At 45.7% G+C, this 20,747-nt stretch carries 23 protein-coding genes; 17 read left to right on the top strand and 6 right to left on the bottom strand.

Features of this window, described 5'->3' with window-relative positions; genetic code table 11:
- The first annotated feature begins 6 nt into the window (after positions 1-6).
- The 5 genes from D0A37_RS25250 (at position 7) to D0A37_RS29580 (ending at position 3,577) form a co-directional block, all read left to right on the top strand.
- Positions 7-1,419: an adenylate/guanylate cyclase domain-containing protein gene (locus D0A37_RS25250; RefSeq protein ID WP_242718612.1), complete on the top strand. Its 1,413-nt coding sequence runs from the start codon at positions 7-9 to the stop codon at positions 1,417-1,419.
- Positions 1,420-1,502: 83 nt separating this feature from the next.
- Positions 1,503-2,723 carry an acyltransferase family protein gene (locus D0A37_RS25245; protein ID WP_242718610.1) on the top strand — a complete coding sequence of 407 codons (1,221 nt, stop codon included), beginning with the start codon at positions 1,503-1,505 and terminating at the stop codon, positions 2,721-2,723.
- 106 nt (positions 2,724-2,829) lie between these two features.
- Positions 2,830-3,054, top strand: coding sequence for a hypothetical protein (locus D0A37_RS25240; RefSeq protein WP_242718608.1), 225 nt, complete (start codon positions 2,830-2,832; stop codon positions 3,052-3,054).
- Positions 3,051-3,410 (top strand): type II toxin-antitoxin system PemK/MazF family toxin, encoded by a 360-nt coding sequence (locus D0A37_RS25235; RefSeq protein WP_242718606.1) that lies wholly within the window; start codon positions 3,051-3,053, stop codon positions 3,408-3,410. The genes D0A37_RS25240 and D0A37_RS25235 overlap by 4 nt, the downstream gene beginning before the upstream one ends.
- Positions 3,407-3,577: a DUF433 domain-containing protein gene (locus tag D0A37_RS29580; RefSeq protein WP_445242444.1), complete on the top strand. Its 171-nt coding sequence runs from the start codon at positions 3,407-3,409 to the stop codon at positions 3,575-3,577. The genes D0A37_RS25235 and D0A37_RS29580 overlap by 4 nt, the downstream gene beginning before the upstream one ends.
- A gap of 60 nt (positions 3,578-3,637) precedes the next feature.
- Here the strand turns inward: D0A37_RS29580 and D0A37_RS25230 are convergent, their stop codons facing one another.
- Complete coding sequence (locus tag D0A37_RS25230) at positions 3,638-3,775, bottom strand: hypothetical protein (RefSeq protein ID WP_242718604.1); 138 nt, start codon at positions 3,773-3,775, stop codon at positions 3,638-3,640.
- A gap of 75 nt (positions 3,776-3,850) precedes the next feature.
- Between D0A37_RS25230 and clpP the strand changes: the two genes are divergently transcribed.
- Positions 3,851-4,459, top strand: a complete 609-nt coding sequence (gene clpP / locus D0A37_RS25225) for an ATP-dependent Clp endopeptidase proteolytic subunit ClpP (RefSeq protein ID WP_006635758.1) — start codon at positions 3,851-3,853, stop codon at positions 4,457-4,459.
- A 214-nt stretch (positions 4,460-4,673) separates the two neighbouring features.
- Here the strand turns inward: clpP and D0A37_RS25220 are convergent, their stop codons facing one another.
- The gene (locus D0A37_RS25220) at positions 4,674-5,651 is read right to left on the bottom strand and encodes a slr1353 family protein (RefSeq protein ID WP_242718602.1); all 978 of its coding nucleotides are present in this window, start codon (positions 5,649-5,651) and stop codon (positions 4,674-4,676) included.
- Between the two features lie 387 nt (positions 5,652-6,038).
- Between D0A37_RS25220 and D0A37_RS25215 the strand changes: the two genes are divergently transcribed.
- The 6 genes from D0A37_RS25215 to D0A37_RS29200 all read left to right on the top strand — a co-directional run bounded on the left by D0A37_RS25215 (position 6,039) and on the right by D0A37_RS29200 (position 12,156).
- On the top strand, positions 6,039-6,287 hold the full coding sequence (locus D0A37_RS25215; RefSeq protein WP_242718600.1) for a hypothetical protein: 249 nt from the start codon (positions 6,039-6,041) through the stop codon (positions 6,285-6,287).
- Between the two features lie 244 nt (positions 6,288-6,531).
- Positions 6,532-8,898, top strand: a complete 2,367-nt coding sequence (locus D0A37_RS25210; RefSeq protein ID WP_242725755.1) for a ribonuclease R family protein — start codon at positions 6,532-6,534, stop codon at positions 8,896-8,898.
- Positions 8,899-9,326: 428 nt separating this feature from the next.
- The gene (locus D0A37_RS25205) at positions 9,327-9,950 is read left to right on the top strand and encodes a flavin prenyltransferase UbiX (RefSeq protein ID WP_242718598.1); all 624 of its coding nucleotides are present in this window, start codon (positions 9,327-9,329) and stop codon (positions 9,948-9,950) included.
- A 97-nt stretch (positions 9,951-10,047) separates the two neighbouring features.
- Positions 10,048-10,929 carry a LapA family protein gene (locus D0A37_RS25200; RefSeq protein ID WP_242718596.1) on the top strand — a complete coding sequence of 294 codons (882 nt, stop codon included), beginning with the start codon at positions 10,048-10,050 and terminating at the stop codon, positions 10,927-10,929.
- A gap of 22 nt (positions 10,930-10,951) precedes the next feature.
- Positions 10,952-11,503 carry a shikimate kinase gene (locus tag D0A37_RS25195; RefSeq protein WP_242718594.1) on the top strand — a complete coding sequence of 184 codons (552 nt, stop codon included), beginning with the start codon at positions 10,952-10,954 and terminating at the stop codon, positions 11,501-11,503.
- Positions 11,504-12,030: 527 nt separating this feature from the next.
- Positions 12,031-12,156, top strand: a complete 126-nt coding sequence (locus tag D0A37_RS29200) for a hypothetical protein (RefSeq protein WP_278187112.1) — start codon at positions 12,031-12,033, stop codon at positions 12,154-12,156.
- Positions 12,157-12,407: 251 nt separating this feature from the next.
- Here the strand turns inward: D0A37_RS29200 and D0A37_RS25190 are convergent, their stop codons facing one another.
- Together D0A37_RS25190 and D0A37_RS25185 are read right to left on the bottom strand one after the other, a co-directional pair.
- Positions 12,408-12,851, bottom strand: coding sequence for a hypothetical protein (locus D0A37_RS25190; RefSeq protein ID WP_242718592.1), 444 nt, complete (start codon positions 12,849-12,851; stop codon positions 12,408-12,410).
- 63 nt (positions 12,852-12,914) lie between these two features.
- Positions 12,915-13,319, bottom strand: a complete 405-nt coding sequence (locus tag D0A37_RS25185; protein ID WP_190741019.1) for an NIL domain-containing protein — start codon at positions 13,317-13,319, stop codon at positions 12,915-12,917.
- 178 nt (positions 13,320-13,497) lie between these two features.
- Here D0A37_RS25185 and D0A37_RS25180 point away from each other — a divergent pair, with 178 nt between their 5' ends.
- Positions 13,498-14,100, top strand: a complete 603-nt coding sequence (locus D0A37_RS25180) for a thioredoxin family protein (RefSeq protein ID WP_242718590.1) — start codon at positions 13,498-13,500, stop codon at positions 14,098-14,100.
- 68 nt (positions 14,101-14,168) lie between these two features.
- On the top strand, positions 14,169-14,303 hold the full coding sequence (locus D0A37_RS29195; RefSeq protein ID WP_278187110.1) for a hypothetical protein: 135 nt from the start codon (positions 14,169-14,171) through the stop codon (positions 14,301-14,303).
- Positions 14,304-14,618: 315 nt separating this feature from the next.
- Here the strand turns inward: D0A37_RS29195 and tnpC are convergent, their stop codons facing one another.
- A complete protein-coding gene (gene tnpC / locus D0A37_RS25175; RefSeq protein WP_242715862.1) occupies positions 14,619-16,064 on the bottom strand; it encodes an IS66 family transposase in 1,446 nt (481 codons plus the stop codon).
- A gap of 9 nt (positions 16,065-16,073) precedes the next feature.
- Positions 16,074-18,161 (bottom strand): dynamin family protein, encoded by a 2,088-nt coding sequence (locus D0A37_RS25170; RefSeq protein WP_242718588.1) that lies wholly within the window; start codon positions 18,159-18,161, stop codon positions 16,074-16,076.
- Positions 18,162-18,374: 213 nt separating this feature from the next.
- Here D0A37_RS25170 and D0A37_RS25165 point away from each other — a divergent pair, with 213 nt between their 5' ends.
- The 3 genes from D0A37_RS25165 (at position 18,375) to D0A37_RS25155 (ending at position 20,672) form a co-directional block, all read left to right on the top strand.
- Entirely contained in the window at positions 18,375-19,772 is a 1,398-nt protein-coding gene (locus D0A37_RS25165) for a helix-turn-helix domain-containing protein (RefSeq protein ID WP_242718586.1), read from the top strand.
- Between the two features lie 106 nt (positions 19,773-19,878).
- Positions 19,879-20,094 carry a hypothetical protein gene (locus tag D0A37_RS25160; protein ID WP_242718584.1) on the top strand — a complete coding sequence of 72 codons (216 nt, stop codon included), beginning with the start codon at positions 19,879-19,881 and terminating at the stop codon, positions 20,092-20,094.
- A complete protein-coding gene (locus D0A37_RS25155; protein WP_242718582.1) occupies positions 20,091-20,672 on the top strand; it encodes a 5-formyltetrahydrofolate cyclo-ligase in 582 nt (193 codons plus the stop codon). Before D0A37_RS25160 ends, D0A37_RS25155 begins: the two co-directional genes overlap by 4 nt.
- Positions 20,673-20,747 lie beyond the last annotated feature (75 nt).

Here is a 20,747-nt window from a genome sequence, read left to right as displayed (position 1 = left end):
CGATATATGTCAGAAGCTAGTAAAAACCTGTTGGCTGCGGGCGATGAGGAATTAATCGCGGCGGGGGACGATGAATTAATATTTGCCGAGGAAGACGAGGCGGAAGAAAAACCGCTAGAAGAAAGTTGGAAAATATTAATTGTAGATGATGAAATAGAAATTCACAATATTACTAAACTAGCGTTAAACGATTTTAAATTTGAAGGAAAAAGTATAACCTTTATCAGCGCTTACTCAGGAAAAGAAGCTAAAGAAATAATTCAAAATAATTACGACATAGCATTAATTTTACTTGATGTAGTGATGGAAACAGAAGAAGCAGGCTTGGAAGTAGTTAAATACATCCGCGATATTTTAAATAATCAAGTAGTGCGGATTATTTTACGCACTGGACAGCCCGGACAAGTACCAGAAGATGTAGTAATTGTCAGCTATGATATCAATGATTACAAAACCAAAACAGAACTTACTAACAAAAAGTTATTTACCACAGTAGTCACCGCACTGAGAGCATTTAGATCACTTAATCAAATCGAATCCAGCAAAAGTGAACTAGAAAAAATTGCCGCTGCATCTGCCCGTTTTGTACCCCGTGAATTTTTGAAATTTCTCAAAAGAGAAAGCATCGTTGATGCCAGACTAGGAGACTCTGTACAAGCAGAAATGACGATTATGTTTGCCGACATTCGCTCATTTACAAGTCTGTCAGAAAGTATGTCTCCCCGAGAAAACTTTGAATTTCTTAACTCTTACTTAAGCCGAGTTGGCCCAGTTATCCGCGAGTACAACGGTTTTATAGATAAATATATTGGTGACGGGATTATGGCTTTGTTTCCTAACCAGCCTGAAGATGCTGTGCAAGCAGCAATCGAGATGCAGCAGCAAGTTAAAATTTATAACAAACACAGGCAAAATAGCGGATATCAAGCTATTTCGATAGGGATTGGTTTGCATACGGGAACTTTAATGTTGGGTACTATTGGCGAAGCGGAACGGATGGAAAGTACGGTAATTTCCGATGCTGTGAATTTAGCCGCCCGCGTAGAAGGATTGACAAAGCTTTATGGAGTTGGTATTGTAGCCAGCGTTCAAACTTTGTGCCGGATCGACGACCCCCAAAATTACAAGTGCCGATTTCTCGATCGCGTTCAAGTAAAAGGAAAACAAACACCTGTGGCTGTATTTGAAATTTACGATGGCGACTCGGCTACAATGATCGAACTAAAAGCACAAACTCAAACTTATTTTGAACAGGGAATTTTTTTTCACTACCAACAGCAATTCGCGCAAGCAAGGCAAATGTTTTTGCGCGTTTTACAAATCAACAAGTATGATAAGGCAGCATCTTTTTATGCAGAACGCTGCGATATGTTGATGAAGAATGCAGTCATTATGACTCTCGAAGGCATTGAAATTTAGCTAAAGGGTAATGGGTACTTAATAATTGGTAATTAGGAGTTGTTCTGTCTTTCCTGTTCCCTCTTCCTTCTCCCTTCTTCCCCATGCGCTTAAAATCCCTTGATGTTTTTCGCGGAATTGCGATCGCCTCGATGATTCTCGTCAACAACCCCGGTAGTTGGGAACAGGTGTATCCACCGCTAAAGCACGCAGAATGGCACGGCTGCACCCCCACAGACTTAATATTTCCATTTTTCTTATTCATCGTTGGCTGCGCGATGTCTTTTTCGCTGCCTAAATATATTCAAAATTATCCAAAAACCGGAAGAGAAACCTCAAAAATTCCACAAACCAAGGAAAAATCAGAATCTGCTAAAAACCATCTTCCTTCTTCCTTCTTCCTTCTTCCTTCTTCAAATATTTACTGGCGAATTGCTCGCCGCGCCGCGATTCTATTTATATTAGGATTGCTGCTAAATACATCTTCGATCGCCCTTGACGTACTTCTCAACAGCGCCCCAGTGGAAAACTTCGGTAAAATCCGCATCATGGGAGTATTGCAGCGCATCGGCTTAGCTTATTTCATCAGTGCGATCGCCATTATCAACCTTTCCCCCCGCAATCAAAAACTGCTCGCTGTTGCCGTGCTTTTGGGCTATTGGGCGGCATTAACCGTATTTGCTGTAGGGGGGTACACTGCCGGCGAACTCACGCCAGAAGGAAATTTAGGAGGATATGTCGATCGGCTAATTCTCGGTAGCCAACACCTGTACAAAGGCGGCCCCTTCGACCCCGAAGGATTGTTGAGTACCTTACCCGCAATTGTCACAGTCCTCACAGGCTACTTTACAGGAGAATGGCTGCGCGTGCAGCAAATCAAAACCCGCACCAGTATCAACTTAGCAATCTGGGGGTTCCGTTGCGTAGTAATCGGCCGTTTGTGGGGATTTTTATTTCCGCTCAACAAACAACTTTGGACAAGTTCTTATGTAGTTTTTACTGCTGGTTGGGCCTTGCTATTGCTAGCAGCTTGCTACGAAACAATTGAAGTGCGGAATTGGAAATGGGGGAGATTGTTTGAAATCATGGGATTGAATGCTATTTTTCTGTTTGTTGCTTCCGGTATTGTCGCCAGAATTCTCCTAAAAACCCATATTGGCAGCGGCGAAAGTCCTCCAAGTACCTACACTTGGATTTACGAGAACTGGTTTTTGCCGTGGGCTGGGCCGCTGAATGGTTCCCTAGCGTTTGCCGTGACTGCGGTATTATTTTGGTGGTTAATTTTGTATGGAATGTATCACCGTGGTTGGGTGATTAAAATTTGAGTAATTTAGTATGTAGTGGATATAACTCTTCTAACGATCTGAGATAAAGGGGATCTTCCGATCGGGACGCCTGTTTAGGTTACAATTGAAGGCAGGAGGATTTTTTATGCCGACTACTGCTCAAGAAATCTATATTCAAGTTGTCCACACTTTGTCACCAACGGAGCGGTTACGCTTGGCAACTCTGATCCTCAACGAGTTATCACAGCATAATGTCGCTGTCGTCGAACAAAGTGATACCTGGAGTGAGGAAGATTGTTTCGATGTAACTACCTTTTCTTTGCAATACGCAGCTACACTTTTCCCGGAGAGTGAGGAGATGGATGAGTGAAATTCAATCCTGGTGATGTAGTAACAGTAGATTTTCCAGGTGTCACAGGTGTTAAACGTCGCCCAGTTGTGGTTTTGTCCTCGACTACTTATCATAGAAACCGCCCTGATTTCATAGTTGGGTTAATCACTACCCAGACAACAAATCTTGGCTCTACTGACTATACTCTGCAAGATTGGGCATCCGCAGGTTTGAGAATTGTATCTGTTTTCCGCAGTTTCATTCTTACTTTACCGCCTTCTGCCAACCTGATTTTGATTGGGCATTTATCCGAACGTGATTGGAGTGCTGTTCGCGCCTGTGTAAAAGTAGCTTTAGTAGAATTGGACGATCGCCCACCGTCATCAGATTCATGACTCCCGAAGATTTTTATATCAACCCCACACTACCTATCGTTCATAGCGACCCCGACATTTTAGGGGCGACTCCTGTCTTTATCGCTACTCGCCTCCCGATGAAGACTCTGCTTGATGATCTCGAAGCGGGTGATTCGCCCTGCGGAGTTTCTAGACCTTTTTCCTAGTGTCAGCGGCGATCGAGCGATGGAAGTTATCGCAATGATACGATCGCCACATAACAACATTTAACGTTTATTGATGTCCGCTTCCTCAACATCGATCGCCCTTGGATCGGAAATCCGATCGCACCCCCGCCACAATTCCCACAAATGACCGCCCCAACCCCTTCCCACTAAAGGATTGTGCCGATTTCTCGATCGCACGCCACCGATCGCTAACTATAACTGAGCCCTAATCGCTAAAATTAAAAAAAGATACGTAATAGGCAGGCCCTGTCAATGATCCCAACAGTTATAGAACAATCCGGTCGCGGCGAACGCGCCTTTGACATTTACTCGCGACTACTGCGCGATCGCATCGTCTTCTTGGGCCAACAGGTTGACTCTGACTTAGCCAACCTGATCGTTGCCCAATTGCTATTTTTAGACGCCGAAGACCCGGAGAAAGATATTTACCTCTATATCAACTCCCCCGGGGGTTCGGTAACAGCAGGTATGGGCATTTTTGACACGATGAACCACATCCGCCCCGACATTTGCACTATTTGTCTCGGTTTGGCCGCCAGCATGGGCGCTTTTCTGTTGAGTGCCGGCGCTAAAGGCAAGCGGATGAGTTTGCCTCACTCCCGGATTATGATCCACCAACCTCTAGGCGGAGCTCAAGGCCAAGCAACCGATATTGAAATTCAGGCCAAAGAGATTTTGTACCACAAACGTCGCCTGAACGAACATCTTGCCAACCATACCGGTCAGCCGCTTTCCCGCATTGAAGAAGATACCGAACGGGATTTCTTCATGTCCGCTGAAGAAGCAAAGGACTACGGATTAGTCGATCAAGTGATCGATCGCCGTCCTTCCGCCAGCCGCCCGATCGCCGCTGTCGTCTAAATAAAAAGTTAAAAATCAAAAATGAGGAAATATTCTTCATTTTTGATTTTTAATTTTTAACGGTCATATAGCAGTTTTCAGTCGAGTGAATTACAGATGCTGGGGCGCATGATACGGCGTCTTAGTTAAGTCCTTACTGTATTTCATACAATTGAAAACTGCTATATGTAGCTTTTTCTAAAAAAACATCACACCTAGAAACCCTACATAATTACTAAGGCAAAGATTCGAGATATTGCAAGAAGTCGAGCAATTCTACTTGATTTAAGAAATGGCGCGCTTCTTTGCCATAACCTTGTTTGAGATAATCTTTTCCTTGGTTGGCAGTCCAGTTCAACCGCTTGATTTCCTCAGTAGTTCGGCTGTAGATTTCCAAATATTCTAGAAAATCTACCAACTGTTCACTAGAAAGCTCTCTCTGCGACGACTTGCCGTAATTTTGTTCGAGACAGTCGCTTTCCTGTTTTTTCTTCCATTGCAGGCGTTTGAGGATGGCGTCTATTTGGGCGATCGTATCAGAATTATCCTCGATCGCATCGCTCGGAATTCCTACTGCTATCGGTTGCAATTCCCTGACTTCGGCGGCACCCTGTAGCAGTTCACTTTGGCTAGCAGTCGGCACCTCTAGTTCCGTGATCGGTTCGCCGTAGCTAGAAGAAAGCCAAGCGTCCGAGTCTAACTGCTTCGGTACAAATCCAGTAGCTTCCACGCGATCGACCTTTGGAGGCAGCGGTTCGGGTACAGGTGCGATCGGCTCTTCATTTAATTTCGCTTCAGTATTGACAAAATTGCTTTGATGTGTTTCAGGCAATTTTTCAGCAACAGGCATTTCTAGAACCGGAAGAGGAACACTTGTCGGCCCAACAGGAACCGGAACAGCAGGAGGAGGGGGAGGGGGAGGGGGAACAGCAGCAACCGAAGCAACCGGAGCAATCGGAGCAACTGGAGCAACCGGAGCCGGATCAACACTTGCGATCGCACTCGCGGGCGCAGCAAATCCAAGAACAGCGATCGCTCGCAACCGGGCGCGGTCTTCCGCATCCTCAACAGACTCAGCAGCCGACATAGCAGTAGCAAGAGTTTTGCCGTCAACCTGAACCAGACAGCGAACAACAAACTTACCGTGATGAACAGTCAGCAACTCACAAATTAACTGTCCAGCGGGATAAAGGGCGCGAAATTCAGCAAACATAATTTTTTGACCCCGAAACCAGAGGGGGCTTATGACTTAAGTGTAGTACAGCCCTGAGAAAACAATTTTCTGAAAGCACATATTCAACATACAATAAATTAAAGGTGAGTCATCCGCGCAACCTTTCACGCCACTAAACCCCATCCCACATCCGGCAGTTTAAGCTAACAAGCACCGGGCGTCATTTCTACCTATAGGAGATGACACAGCAACTAAGCAAAAGTAGTAAAAGTCTCCGGTTTTGTGTACCTTGCACTTTCTACAGCACAGATTGCTCCCGACCCGCTCGTTGCACCTCCGTCCGCAAGGACAGATCGCGTGCAAAAAAACAAGGGCATCGCAGCAGCGAGCTACTAGCAATTTTGCCTTAAAGCTCCGGTAAATTCTTTGCTAAAGCAAGAAGCAAGAGGCACTTCAAAAGGAAGAAGGAACAAGGCAGAAGGAACAAGGCAGAAGGAAGAAATGCAAATTTTATCCCTCTCCATCCCTCCATCGGCTCATCCTCGACTCAAGCCGTCGCTTTCAGTATCGAGCCATCTTTTAAGAACCGACAGGGGCTTTCTAATTCGCGAAGTGCTCGGCGCTGCTGACCTAAAAGCAAACAAACCAACGCTAAAAAATTGTATTGGGGAATAGCGTGCGGGACATTTGTCTGCACCGTCAGCAGTCAGTTCAAGACAGACAGCAGACAATTAGCACCAAGCCGGTGTCGGGAGAGAATCTCAAAAAAACCTCGCGATGAAACAAGGTGGCTGTGCTCGCGTCTCCACCTATTAACCCGCGCATTTGTTGGGAAGCAGGCACTGCGAGGGCCCGAGGGGGTGCGGCTGATTTCGCCAAAATTAGACTAATTGCTGGAAACAAGAGGATCGATCGCTACATGGAATTTTCTATCGCTGCACTGCTGGCAAATTTTACAGAAGACAAATTAGTGGCTCCTAAAGCATTGGAGAAAAAACTCGACTGCAACGACGCCACCAGTCAACTCAAACTTCAAATCGCATTAGAAGCTCTAGAGAAAATTGGCATATTAGTCAAAGACAAAGGCCGCTATCGCCGAGTAGCTGAAGACGACGTAGTAGAAGCAAAACTGCGCTGTTCGAGCAAAGGATTTTGCTTTGCAATTCAAGACGCCGAAGGCTCAGAAGACGTTTACGTGCGGGAAAGTCACCTCTCGACAGCTTGGAATGGCGATCGAGTTTTAGTCAAAATCATCAAAGAAGGTAGCCGCCGCCGATCGCCCGAAGGCGAAGTCATGCTCATCCTCGAACGCGCCAACCCCTCGGTACTCGCGCGAGTCAAGCAAACCGCCACCCCCACCGGCCGCGTCAGCTACAGAGCAATCCCCCTGGACGATCGCCTGTTGTTTGAACTAGACTTGCTCGCAAATGGCACAAATCTCCAAGAGGCGATCGACCACCTAGTACACGTCGAAGTCAAACGCTACCCCCTCGGCACCCACCGCCCAGTCGGCAAAGTAGTACAGGTACTCGGTTCCGACGCCGAAGCCGCTGACGACCTCGACATCGTATGCTGCAAACACGACTTGCCGCGATCGTTCCCCGCCGCCGTCATCAAAGCAGCCGAAAATTTGCCCAGCAAAGTCAAAAAAACCGACATCAAAAAACGCCTAGATTTGCGTAACATTCTGACTGTTAGCTTCAGCAAAAACGAACCGGGAACAACCAACAGCGAAAAGGATGCCCCCCAAGCCCAGGAGGAAAATCTCTCCGAGGGAGGAGCCGAAAACGAGTTTGATCCGACATCCTTTCTCTCCGATCCGCCAGTGGAACGCGCTTTGTCGATCGAAACCCGGAAGTCTGGCGGCTGGCAAGTAGGAATCCACATCAGCGACGCCGCCGAGTACGTGCAGCCAGAAACCCCGATCGACCGCGAAGCCCGCAAGCGAGGCACCGCCGCCCATCTGGGAGAAAAAATCATCGCCGTACTCCCAGAAATCCTCAACGAGCGCTGCTCTCTGCTGCCAGACACCGAACGGCTGACCTTCAGCATACTGCTGACCCTAGACGAATCTGGAGAACTCCTAGAATACGAAATTCAAGCCAGCGTCATTCAAATTGACTACCAGCTCAGCTACCAGCAAGCTCAAGCAATTCTCGAACCAGGCGATGCCGAAGAGCACCCTTTATCCTCCGCCCTCCGTCCTTTCCTAGATCAACTCGGTGCCGCCTCACAGGCTGTCAGACAGACAAGGCTGAAGCGAGGAGCTTTTGAACTAAATTTGCCCGATGCTAACTCTCACTTCGACGACGAAGGCGAATTAGGAGCTTTTGCAACCGCTCCGCCCGCTCAGTCGGCTGTCTCCGAGTTAGTCGTACTCGCCAACCAAGCTGTCGCCGCCCACCTGCAAGCCTTGGGAGTCCCAGCAATTTACCGCGTCCAGCCGATGCCAGACCCGGCAGACATTCAAGAGTTCATCAAACTCTCCAACAACCTCGGAGGCGAACTTTATCTCGAAACCGAAGAAGAAGTTTTGCCCTTGGACTTTCAGCGATTTACCCAGCAGTTTGCCGGCCTAAAGTCGGAAAGAGTTCTCACCTACCTGCTGGAAGACACCATGAAGCCCGCTGTTTACAGCACCACTCCCAAGCCGCACTTCGGTTTGGGGCTGTCAGAGGGTTACACGCGGTGCACTTCGCCGCTTTCCCGCTACGCCGATTTGCTGGTGCTGCGGGTGTTGCAAGCGGTGTTCGAGCAAGGCCGCAGCAGCCGCACAACACGGGCTAAGGAAAAAGTTGACTTGCACCATTCCTCCTGTCACGGTCAAATTACTTGGAATGTTCTCCCCCCAGACTTGCACCACGAATTTGAGACGGAGTTCGCATCGGTAGTAGTACACTTAACCGAACGCGAAAGAGTTGCTGAAGACGCTGAAAGCGATTTGCAGGGATTGAAGAAAACCGGATTGATGAAAGAACGCACCGGCCAAACTTTCCAGGGTTTGATTACAGGGGTGCAATCTTACGGTTTCTTTGTGGAAATTGAGGTGCGGCCGCCGGAGAGCGACATCTTGCGTGTTGAGGGATTGGTGCACGTTTCTTCGCTGAAGGATGATTGGTACGAATATCGATCGCGCCAGCAAACTCTGGTGGGTCGCAAAAACCGCAATCAGTACCGTTTGGGCGATCGGGTGGAAGTTCAAGTCAAGAGTGTTGACTACTACCGCCAGCAAATTGATTTAGTTGCAGTTGGTGGCGGTAGCCAAGCTTTTGATGATGATGAATAATCAGTTAACAGTTGACAGTTGACAGTTAACTTTTCTCAATACTTAGTTGTCATTATCTGGCAACTAAGTATTAAAAACTGGGCTACCAACTAGACTCAAAAATCATCAAAAAATAATTAATGACTAATATCAAATCCGGTAGCATCGTCGGGCGTACAATCCCGTTAAAAGCGATGCCCTGAGCGAAGCCGAAGGGTCAACACTCACGGACGATGCAACCGGAATTTCTATAATTTGTCGGCGTTAATCTCTGTTAATTTGGCTATATCTGCGGTAAAAAAAAGAGAATGTATTAACCGCAGATAACAAGGGATAGACGCAGATTCACGCAGATGAAGAGAAGAAATATAGGAAGAATTCCGATGCTAGCAGATTTGATATAACAACTAATTACTAACAGCAGTCAACCGTCAACTAACAAATAACTAATGACGAATAACTACCCCCTAATCTTAGGAGTTACCGGAGCCTCGGGACTGATTTACGCGGTGCGAACTCTGAAATATCTGTTGGAAGCCGATCGGGCTATTGAACTGGTAGCTTCCAAGTCTACTTACATGGTTTGGCAAAGCGAACAGAACACCCGAATGCCCGCAGAACCGACGCTTCAAGAGGAATTCTGGCGGGAACAAGCAGGAGTAGCCACAATGGGTAAACTTCGGTGCCATCCTTGGCAAGATGTCGGTGCTAATATTGCTAGTGGCTCCTTTCGTACCCAAGGGATGATGATTATTCCCTGTAGCATGAGTACGCTGGGCAAATTGGCGGCTGGCTTGAGTTCGGATTTGCTCGAAAGAGCGGCCGACGTTCAGCTCAAGGAAGGGCGAAAATTGGTACTCGTGCCTCGCGAAACGCCTTTTAGCTTGATTCACCTGCGGAATTTGACTACCTTGGCAGAAGCTGGAGCTAGAATTGTACCAGCGATTCCTGCTTGGTATCACAATCCGCAAACTATTGAAGATTTGGTAGACTTTGTGGTGGCTCGCGCTTTAGACCAGTTGGGGATTGATTGCGTTCCTCTCAAACGCTGGAAGGAAGAAGAAGGGAGTTAGTTGGCAGTTGACAGTTGACAGTTTGTTATTATTGATGATTTGTTAGTTTTAATTAGCAATTCCCAATTAGCAATTACCAATTACCAATATTTTTAATATGCGACTTGTATTTTTGCTAGTAATTGTGTTGGGGTTAACTATTTTTGCCCTGCAAAATGTGGAGCCGGCATTATCGCTGGTGTTTTTGGGAATTCGATCGCCTGCTTTACCCTTATCTATCTGGATTCTGCTCAGCATGGTGGTGGGAGCTCTCACATCTTTATTGATTTCTGGTTTGCTGGCATTCTCAAATTACCTATCTCTAACGGCAGACCGCACCGGCCGATCCAGTCGCAGCCGTCCCGATACTTTCCCAGATGACAGGAGAACGCCTTACACGCCGCCTCCCCCTCCTCGAAAGCTGGAAATTGACCCGGATCTGAATAGGGAAAATAGCCAAACTCAGGCTGCTGGTTCCCACCGAACTGAGTACGGCACGTCCGTGGGTTACAGTGCCAGGACTTTCCAGCAAGAAACTCCGAACCCGGATGGGCCGCAGGATTACGCTCAACCGGGGACTTATGCAGCAGACGATGAGGACGATTGGGTCTCACATGGCTCAAAATCCGGCTCTCAAGGGGGTGATGACGATTGGGGGGACGATCGCGATTTTCCCGATCAACCGCAGGTCAATGATGTTCCCGGGGCAAATCCGAGGGCTTACGAAGCTCAGCAGGAACCCAAAAGCAAATCTTGGGCTGGCTCAGTATATTCTTATGGCTATAGAGATCCGAGCCAGTCTGGGGTGGGGCAAACTGAGTCGGTATACGATGCGGAGTATCGGGTGATTGTTCCTCCGGGAGGGGAGATTCCTAAACCCGCTGATGAAGCACCAATAAATCCTCTGGCAGAAGCAGAGGAGGATTGGGGACTGGATGAGGGTGATGAGTTTGGGGACGATGATGGTCTCAGTGGCAGATCAATTAACCTGAAAAAATAGAAAAATATCGGAGGATTTGGCAGTGGACGGGTTGAGGGGAGTAAATATCTATCTTGTCGGGATGATGGGTGCGGGAAAAACAACGGTGGGGCGGATTCTGGCAAGAAAATTAAAATACCGTTTTTTTGATACTGATGAGCTAATAGTTCGAGTGGCTAATCAGTCAATTGCTGAGATTTTCGATCAAGAAGGGGAAGAGGCTTTTCGGGAACTAGAAACTAAAGTGCTCGGCGAATTGTCTGCTTATAAAACTTCGGTTGTGGCTACGGGCGGTGGTATTGTGACCCGATCGATGAATTGGGGTTACTTGCACTATGGTGTAGTGGTTTGGCTTGATGTGCCTGTAGACCAACTGTACGATCGACTGCGTTCGGACACCGCTCGACCCCTACTGCAGGAGGGCGAGATCAAATCTAAGCTGCAAAGCCTTTTGAAAGAGCGAGAGCGTTTCTACACTCAAGCAGATGTCCGAGTCTGTGCTGGTGTGGGTGAAAGACCTGAAGCAGTGGCGACTAGGGCGATCGAGGAAATCCAAAAAGTTATTAAATCAGAAACCGGGCCCGATCTCAATTGATACATTCAGAAACCGGGTTTCTGAGGACTTTTGGTATTAGTTCCCAAAAATAATGCAACTCTACGCCACCTCCCAACCACCAGCTTCCTCAGTCATTCCCAACATCTAAAATCTAAAATCTAAAATGCTTGGACTTCGGTAAAAATACTGGTTTTTGTCGGAATGTGCCCGTTTAACCACCCAATATTTTGCAATCCACCGGGTTTGAGTGGATGTGATGCGTAACTTTTATAAGTATGAGGATGTGGCGATGTGGAGATTTTATACAAGAACTAATGGCATACTCGTCTGATGCCTTAAAGTCGGCTATTGAGTTTTCCCTAAAAATAAAAGGGCCCCACCGCTGAAGGGCTGTAGGGCGCAAGGACAGTTAAACGCTAACTTGATTGTCGGGAAATTTAGCATCAATGCTATCCTGCTATGTGACGATTTTACGATCGTCCATTCACTCATCAACTCTCTCGTATCAAAAAATGTAACCCAGCACCGATCGAATTCAACCTGTCCTATTCTAAAAACAATACCTCATGCATTCTGACGAGCAGCTCCCTAAAGCTGCTTTTTTATTGCGATCGAGTTTTTGGCTGCCAGAGTTGCGGCTTTTTGGGAATAAAATTTTGAGCAACAGTCGCTACGCCTCAAAACTGCCATAGCGGTTTTCAGTTGCACTCCAGGTTCGTCGGTAATTGGTAATTGGGAATTGGGAATGGGGAATCGGCAATTGAGAGGCTGTATCTCACGAGGCTTGAAAACTGCTATGATTACGCCGCAGAACCGGGCATTAATCCGGGGGTGGGGGATTGAAAAAAAATAAGCTGTATTTATTGATGGGCCCTCTGATAGTTTGGGGCTAAATCTGCGTTGCGAGTTGGAGAATTTGGCTGCGTGAATTTCCCGTTTCCAATTAAGAGAATACGAGCCTGCCTGTTTTTGACCAAAACTCGAGCGCTCCGCCCAACGCCACACCACTTAAAGAAATGCTAGCTAATACCGCAAAAGCGCGCCAATTTTTCCAACCAGATATTTGAATATCAAGTCTTGCCAAAGCTACCGCTGAAATCAAGACTAAACAAGTAGCAAAAAGGTGCAGCCAGGCAAAAACTACCACTGCCACAAAAGCTCCTAAAATAATAGAAAGAAAAGCACCGACATCACTGGAAAACCACCGCATTATTAAGGCTTTTGTTTCTCTCAGGGGGAACGACAAGGCGACAGCCAACACTAAAATAGAAGCTATGGCTAAAAACCAAGTCAGGTGCGGGGGAACATCAAACTCAGATAATTTCCAGCCCAAAGTGAAATAAGTAACAAAAAGTAGAGTTAGGGAAACCCAAGAGTTTTTTTTCATCTTATGGCACAATTAGGGGAACCAGGAAAAAAAGATGATAATCCTGATGAGTTTGTACAGGGCCTAGAGGTTAGTAGAAATAGCTTGCACCGGACAAGTAGGGATGCACTGCTCGCAAACGATACACCGCGATCGAGCAAAACTGAGTTTAAAGCTTTCTGGGTCAAGGGTCAAAGCTTCTGTCGGGCAAACCCCCGTACATAAACCGCAGTCAACGCAGATATCTTCGTCTATGAGTATTTCCCGGCTGGCTAGGGAAACGCCGATGTTTTGCGATCGCATCCAGTCGATCGCCGCTTCTAGTTGGTCAATGTCCCCTGATAACTCTAGCACCAGTTTGCCCACTTGATTCGGAGCCACCTGAGCACGGATAATGTTGGCGGCAACATTAAAATCCTTTGCCAGTCGATAGGTGACAGGCATTTGGATCGATCGTTGGGGAAACGTCAGTGTTACCCGTTTTTTCACCCTGCAAGTCCTCGGTAATTTACAAACAATCTTTGTTATCTTCTGTTTTAGCGCACTTGGTCTAATTGCTGCCTTTACCACAAATTTTTAGGAGATGAGTCTGATTATCTCAAAATGTGCTATAATTTGAATTTATTATTTAAAATAAAAACATAGAAATCAAAGCGCAATTTATTTTATGACCCAGAATTCGCCCAAGTCAACTGTCGCCCCCGCCGCCAAAAATCCCGAAACAAAAGTCGCCACGCGCCTCAGAAACTTATTGATCGTGTTAACAGCGATCGCCCTTTCAATATCCATCTTCTTCGGGCTGCAAACCCAAACGCCGTCAAGCAGTCTCACCGACATGGCAAAAGCTTCAACGCCATTAGAAACAGCTTTGATAAACGGCAAACCGACACTCATGGAATTTTATGCTAATTGGTGCGGTAGCTGTCAGGCAATGGCTAACGATCTGAGCGAAATCAAACAGAAATACGCCGAACCGATGAATTTTGTGATGCTGAATGTAGACAATGACAAATGGCTGCCAGAAATCACCAAATATCGAGTAGACGGCATTCCGCACTTTGTCTATTTGAATGATAAAGGCAGCCCCGTTGCTGAAACGATGGGCGAAATGCCGCGCAGTATTATGGAAGCTAACTTAGAAGCTTTAATTGCAGGAAAACCTCTGCCACACGTCCAAGCAGGCGGTCAAGTTTCTAATTTTACTCCCCCCACAGGGCCTGTGAAAACAAGTAGCTCCGACCCCCGCGCCCACGGCTCTCAAATACAGTAAAAGAAGTCATTAGTCAGTAGTCAGTAAGAATAAGAGGCGTTGCTGATTTACGGTATGAAAGGCTAAATATGCCAGTCATAGAAACCAGTATCGACAAAGCTTGGGGATTTTCAACTGATTTTTTTCATACCCTGATTAAGCAACGCCAAAATGAGAGCGATCGCACCTCAGTTCAGGAAGGGCGATCACGCTTGGGAATGTGATTAAAAAAAGGGTGATCGCCTAGTTAAAACTACCCGTTCAATACGTCGTTTTATTGGGTTTGGGTTGTTTGCCACGAGAACCGCTGGTTTTTTTTACAAACATTCTTCCTGGGTATCCCAAGGAATGTTGGCGAAAAAAAACCTGAGTTTCTCCAGATTTATGATAATTTCTTCAATTCGTTCTTTTGACTGGGTATCAGGTGAAGTAATTTCATGCAGATGCTTAAGAGACTGTTTACATTTTGCTTCAACTGCATCGGCACCTTTATCAAAGGCTGTGGCTGTCTCTTGCCAATACTGGTCGATTGTAAGGATTCAGGTCTGAAAGAAGGGAATGAGGTCAGGCACAGGAAAGTAGTCACAAGAATGGGCAGAAATAGCCTGACGGAAAAAAGCCATTACTGAACGAGCTTGAAAACGACAGGTTTGAATCACACTCAGCAGATTAGCCGTTTCCTCAAATCGTTTCATCGAACGAGAGCCGCCAGAAACTTTCCGTTTAGTTACAGCTAGCCGTAGAGAACGTTCTGCTAAATTATTATCCGGAGGAACCGAGGGGTCATTGAGAAAATACCACCATTGTTCTGCCTTATCCCGTAAGGATTTTAGTAACAGACCTGCGGCATAACCCACAAGGCCGGGCCAAGTCGCCAAAGCTTGATTCAATCGTATTTTGAAATCCTGAGCCCACGAGTGGTAGGTGAGTAGATCCCTCGTCTTTCGCCAGGACTCATGGGCTCTAAAAGCTTCATCTATTAATGACAGAAATATTTGAGCGACTGCTGCATTATTATTGCCAGGAAGTCCCAGCACTTTCTTAAAATGCCGTCGTAAATGAGCCAGACACTTCTGTTGGGCTGCGACTTTCGCACCATTATAAACACTGAAATCATCTGAGCTTAAGACTCCCGCAAATTCTGTACCCAGCATGGTTTCTAATTCCACACGCCCCCTGGTATCTGCTGCATGAAATAAACAGAATCCTTCTCCACTAGCCGTCCATAGCCATTCTTTGACTCCCATGACACACCACGGCGTTTCATCTACATGAACGTTTGATTGTAGAGGTGCCCATTCCCACAGTGCATTTATCGCTGGCTTTACCGCTGCTGCTACTCGTTGATTGGTTTTTTGGAGTGTTCCCACTCCCACTTCTATCGTGCCGAGTTCCCACAACAATTCTGTCAGCTTGGCGTAGGAAAGATGTCCATAATTCCCCAGCCAGACTAAGAGTGCTTGGAGATTAACGCTCAAGTCTTGCCCTGGAATTATGCCCTGGGGTTGTTTTCCTCGAACTACTGCACCACATTCTAGGCATTTACACGATTGTGTCTGATATTCGACGACTTCAATTGGTTTTGCTACTAGACTGGCTACTTGCTGTCTGTGGATGTTAATTACTTCACTTAATTCTTTACTACCACAATTAAGACAGATGTCGGGCGAGCTAATTTCGGTTCTGTCTACTCGTCCAAACCCTTTTCGGGTTTTCCCTTGATGACCCGGTTGTCCGCCTGGTTTCTTTTTTGGGTCTGCTTCTGGTTTAACTGTTGGTTTCTCTGGTTTTTGGAGTAGCTCCGTTGATGGGGGTTTTGATGAAGTCTGACTGGTGGTTCGACTTTTGCCTGTAGCAATAGCTAGTTTTTCTTGCAATTCTTCAATGATTTTTTGCAGCCCCAACACAATTTCCACCAGTTCAGCTTGGCTCAACTGCTCTATCTCGGTTTTTTTCTGCTCTCTGGTGGCTGTGGGCTTTTTCATTCCTTTATTTTACCAGATGCCGCCACTTAAGTTTTTTTGACCTGAATCCTTACGGTCGATTCCTCCTAAGAATTTATCAACAACACCCTGTTTTTTGAATTGTTGGTAAATTTCTTTTGCTAACCGCTTTTGCCAAGCTTCCCCAAATAAATTCCACACCAAAGAAGCCAGTCCAGCAGCTAAACCGATCCCTAGAACTATTGGGCCACCAATCGCAGCTACGAAAGAAATTACTGTTGCCGTGCCACCACCGATACTAATACCAAGTGCTGACAAAAGACTGACTAATTTCGCTACTAAGATATAGCTGCCAAGATTGCCAAGGCCTGCTGCCCAAGCGGCTAAGGCACCATAAGTACCTAAACCTGCTATCCCACCAAGAAAAGCTCCTTTTGTATCGAAGGGAATAGATACTACTATTCCATCTTTGTTGGGAAGTTTAGGCGCTGGGTATTTTTCCAGAAAAGCGTCAATCTCAGCCTTGAGTTTTTCAGAATTGACACTAATCCGACTTTCTAAATGACTTTGCAGCAGATCGACTAAATAACCGGGAGCGTATTCTTGAGCCTCTTTCTTTTTGTCGTATCTCTGGCGAATCATTTGTTCTATAAACTCTACATCGATCTTTTTTTCCGCATAGGTCTGAAATGATTTGCGGGTATCTTTCTCTAATTCCTTAATTTGTTTGCTCACTTGACTGCGTTTTTGCCGCATTTCTCGCTGACGTTCAGGTTCATTTTTTTCCGCTTTGTCAAGCTCCTTTCGATACTCCTCTATTTTGGCAACAGTTGTTTGATATTGCTCAATCGAGTTAGCGTATTCTTGTTTTTTGTCCTTTTTGACCGCATTAATTTCGCGGTCTATACGAGAGATGACTGGTTTAGGAAGAGTCTCGCAGAGGAGTTGAGTTAAATCATCAAATAGACGCTGACAGCGCTCCGGCTTTTCTGACCAGAAAGTGAAGAAACGCTTTTGCACATCTTCCTTGATAATATCCCGCTTTGTTAGCTTCCGACGAAACTCTATAGCAGTTTCATCAAGTTCTTTATACAGTCTGGCTGAAGCTTTATTGAGAATTTTGGGAAGCTCATCGTCAGGGATACTCGGATCTGCGTGTGTCGCCACAATAAAGAAATTGCCTAGCGTCGGAAAGTCCTTGCATTCATTCTCTGGGGCCGGCAGCAAACGCAGCAAATTCCGAAGTCGCTCCATATCTTGACCATTGATGTGACCCTTGGCAGGAGAAGCATAAAGCAAGACATTAGCAATTTTGGTGGCACTATTAGCTTTCTCAACATCCTTTGATACTTCATCTTGTTTATCAGAGTAACCTGGAAGGTCAATCAGGTTACACCCTCTTAACAAAGGAGCATCTACATAAACTATAGCTGTATGTCCGCCGTCATTGCTGTCGTCAGAGTCATCATATTGGTGTACGCCATATTTTTCTAGCAGGTCAAAGGAGCCGAATTGCAAAAAATGCTTCTGACAACGCTCGCGATCCTCTAAATATAGGAAGTCAAAATTTAGCTTGCCGTTTTCATCTTGCCAAAATTTCTCATCAATAATTCCCACGTTTCCCTCAAACCATTCGGGGCGACTTTCCACATGACAAACAATGGTAATGACTCTTGTTGCAGGCTGATAGCCTGTTGGTAATACTTTTTGGCCTAAAAGACTATTAGCAAGATAGGATTTACCCGAGTCAAATGCTCCTGTCAAGACAACATTTGGTTTTTGGTAATACTGGTTAATTTGTTCTTGCAGATCGTTAGGTCTACGTAATTCCGTTGGCAATTCTAGCCAAGGTAAAAAAGAATTTTCATCGATATACTGATTAAGTAAATTTAGCCGTCGATAAAGTTCAGCGTAGGGACTGCCTGGTTCAATTCCTGGGAGTGGATGTATTTCCTCTGACATGGCAGTTGCAATGTCTTCACCTAATATTTGCAGCCATTTTACTGCCATTCCCATCGGAACTTGTGCAGGGAACTGCTCATAATTTTTAACCTGATCTACAGAAATGCCGAGCCCGCTGGCAACTGATTCTTGACTGATACCTTTCTGTTCCCGATAGCGTCTAAAATTAATGTTCATAGCATTCTGCTACCCGCTAGTTTAATCCACAGGAAGTTATTTGTTTTTTATAATTATCTTCTAATTATGAATTTATCGGAGTCATAAAATGTCAAATTTTATCAGCAATTGAGACGAGCGATCTGTCAGAAAACGTCAGATTGTGTCATCTTTGTCAGAAAATGTCATAAAAAATATGATAAAATAGGCAAAACTTTCACGCCTATCTGACTAATGAACGTTCAAGAAGTCTTGAGATTTGCCGATGACATGGTTTTCGCCAAGACGGGAGAACATTTGGAGGATCTGCAAAAAGCTATCCTGCTGGGTGTATGGAAAGGTCAAAAATACTCTAAAATTGCAGAAGAATCTCACTGCACAGAAGGTCATGTCAGAAATGTCGCATCGGAATTATGGCAACTACTCTCCGATGTATTAGGTGAAAATGTCAATAAATTAAATTTTAGGTCGGCATTGGAGAGGTCGCAATTTGCCTACTTTTCAAATTATGGAAAAAATTCTTTACAGATTGGTAATGTAAATGTCTGTGATAATAGTTTGCAAGCTCCCGAAATCCCAAAAACCCGATCGCCATCCGCCCCCACCTCAGACATATCCAAACCCCAAACCCGACTAGACTTAGCAGACGCACCTCATATTTCATCATTGTGTGATCGCACATCCGAACTCGCCACCCTCGAAAAATCCATCGTCCAAGACAAGTGCAACCTGGCCGCCATATTAGGAATAAGCGGCATTGGCAAAACCGCACTTTCCCTCCACCTAATACAAAAAGTTCAGCATAACTTTGAATGCGTCATCTGGCGAAGTCTCCGCCACTCCCCACCCTTAGAAACTACCCTAAAAAATCTCCTAGAATTTCTCTTAAATAAACCACAAATCGAACTCTCTAGCAGCATCCCCGATCGACTTTCCCTGTTAATGGAATATCTGCGAAACAACCGCTGTCTCATCATCTTCGACGACGTGCAAAGCATTCTTAGCAGCGGACAACTAGCAGGAAATTACCGCCCCGAATGCGAAAATTACAGCATCCTCTTCAGACAAATTGGAGAAACAACCCACAACAGTTGCTTAATCCTCAACAGTTGGGAACCTCCCAGAGAAATTACCGCCTTAAAAGGTGAAAATTCACCAGTTCGTACCTTGCAACTCAAAGGCATAGGTACAGCAGCAACCGAAATTTTACGACAAAAAAGTTTACTCAATCCCGAAAAAGGGGACAACTTAATTAACACCTACCGAGGCAATCCATTGTGGTTAAAAATAGTCGCCAACACCATTCAAGAAATATTCCGAGGTAGGGTTGCAGATTTTTTAAAATATGATAGGCTATTCTTAGGGGAAGAATTGGCAGCAATATTGTACCCACAAATAAATCGTTTGTCAGAATTAGAGAAAAAGCTAATCTGCCGCCTCAGCCGCGAAGCAAATTCAGTTTCAATAGAGCAATTGCTACAAAATGCCGATTTATCGCCCTCCGAGTTATTCAACGGGCTGCAATCTTTGGGTAGGCGATCGTTAGTTGAAATAGAAGAACAGGAGAATGAAACGCTATTCAGCGTTTGTCCTGTGGTGAGACAATATGTGCTCTCAAATCCACTTTGTTGATACTTTCCGACAATCCGGCAGAGGTTGAAACCCCTGCCTCAAAGCTAAAGTCGGTTAAAACTGAGATGTTGCACCATTGTCAATAAGCCTTTTAGGAACGGGCAAGATGCCCGTTCCACAAGAAGAAAATCTACTCTTTGTGGAACAGGCATCTTGCCTGTTCTTGAGAATGGTGCTCTTCGGTGAGTTAAAACCGACTACAGAATGTGATAAAAATGCAATTAATTGTAGTCCTCTTTTAGAGGACTTTCGGTGTGAGACAGGGGTTGAAAACCCCTGTCTCACACCGAAAGTCAAACGAGAGATTCGATCGAAAATATGAATACTGCTGAACCTTCATTAACTAAAACTGAATTAAGAAAATCGCTCCTCCACACCCGCAAATCCCTATCAGCACAAGAATGGAGACAAAAGAGCACGAGCATCTGCAATCACCTGCAAAACTCGCGCCTATTCACCGAAGCAAAAACCATCCTCGCCTACTTCAGTTGTCGCCAAGAACCAGATTTAAGTCCCCTATTTGTAACTCCCCGCAAATGGGGATTTCCCCGCTGTGTCGGCAAAGAGCTATCCTGGCACATCTGGCAGCCCGGAGATGCTTTACATACTGGAGCTTATGGCATACTCGAACCACTGCCGGATGCTCCTAAAATAGATTCCTCACAAGTAGATTTAATGCTCGTACCCTCAGTGGGCTGCGATGTTCGCGGCTATCGCTTGGGCTACGGCGGCGGCTATTACGATCGAATGCTCAGTTTAGCTGAGTGGGAATCCAAAGTTACGATCGGCATTATCTTTGAATTTGCCTTGAGCCCCCAACTACCAGTTGACTCCTGGGACAAACCCCTGCGCGGAATTTGCACGGAAACCCGGTTAAAAATAATACAGCAAAAATCTTAAAGGTCGATCGAGCAATAAATTTTCAGAAATTATCCCTAGATCCATGTTTATATATATTCTATTTAGGACTTGCAC

The sequence above is a fragment of the Microcoleus vaginatus HSN003 genome, from assembly GCF_022701255.1.
Taxonomy (GTDB): Bacteria; Cyanobacteriota; Cyanobacteriia; order Cyanobacteriales; family Microcoleaceae; genus Microcoleus; species Microcoleus vaginatus_B.
The sequence above is the reverse complement of the archived record's forward strand: the minus strand, read 5'-3'. Positions and strand labels throughout refer to the sequence as shown.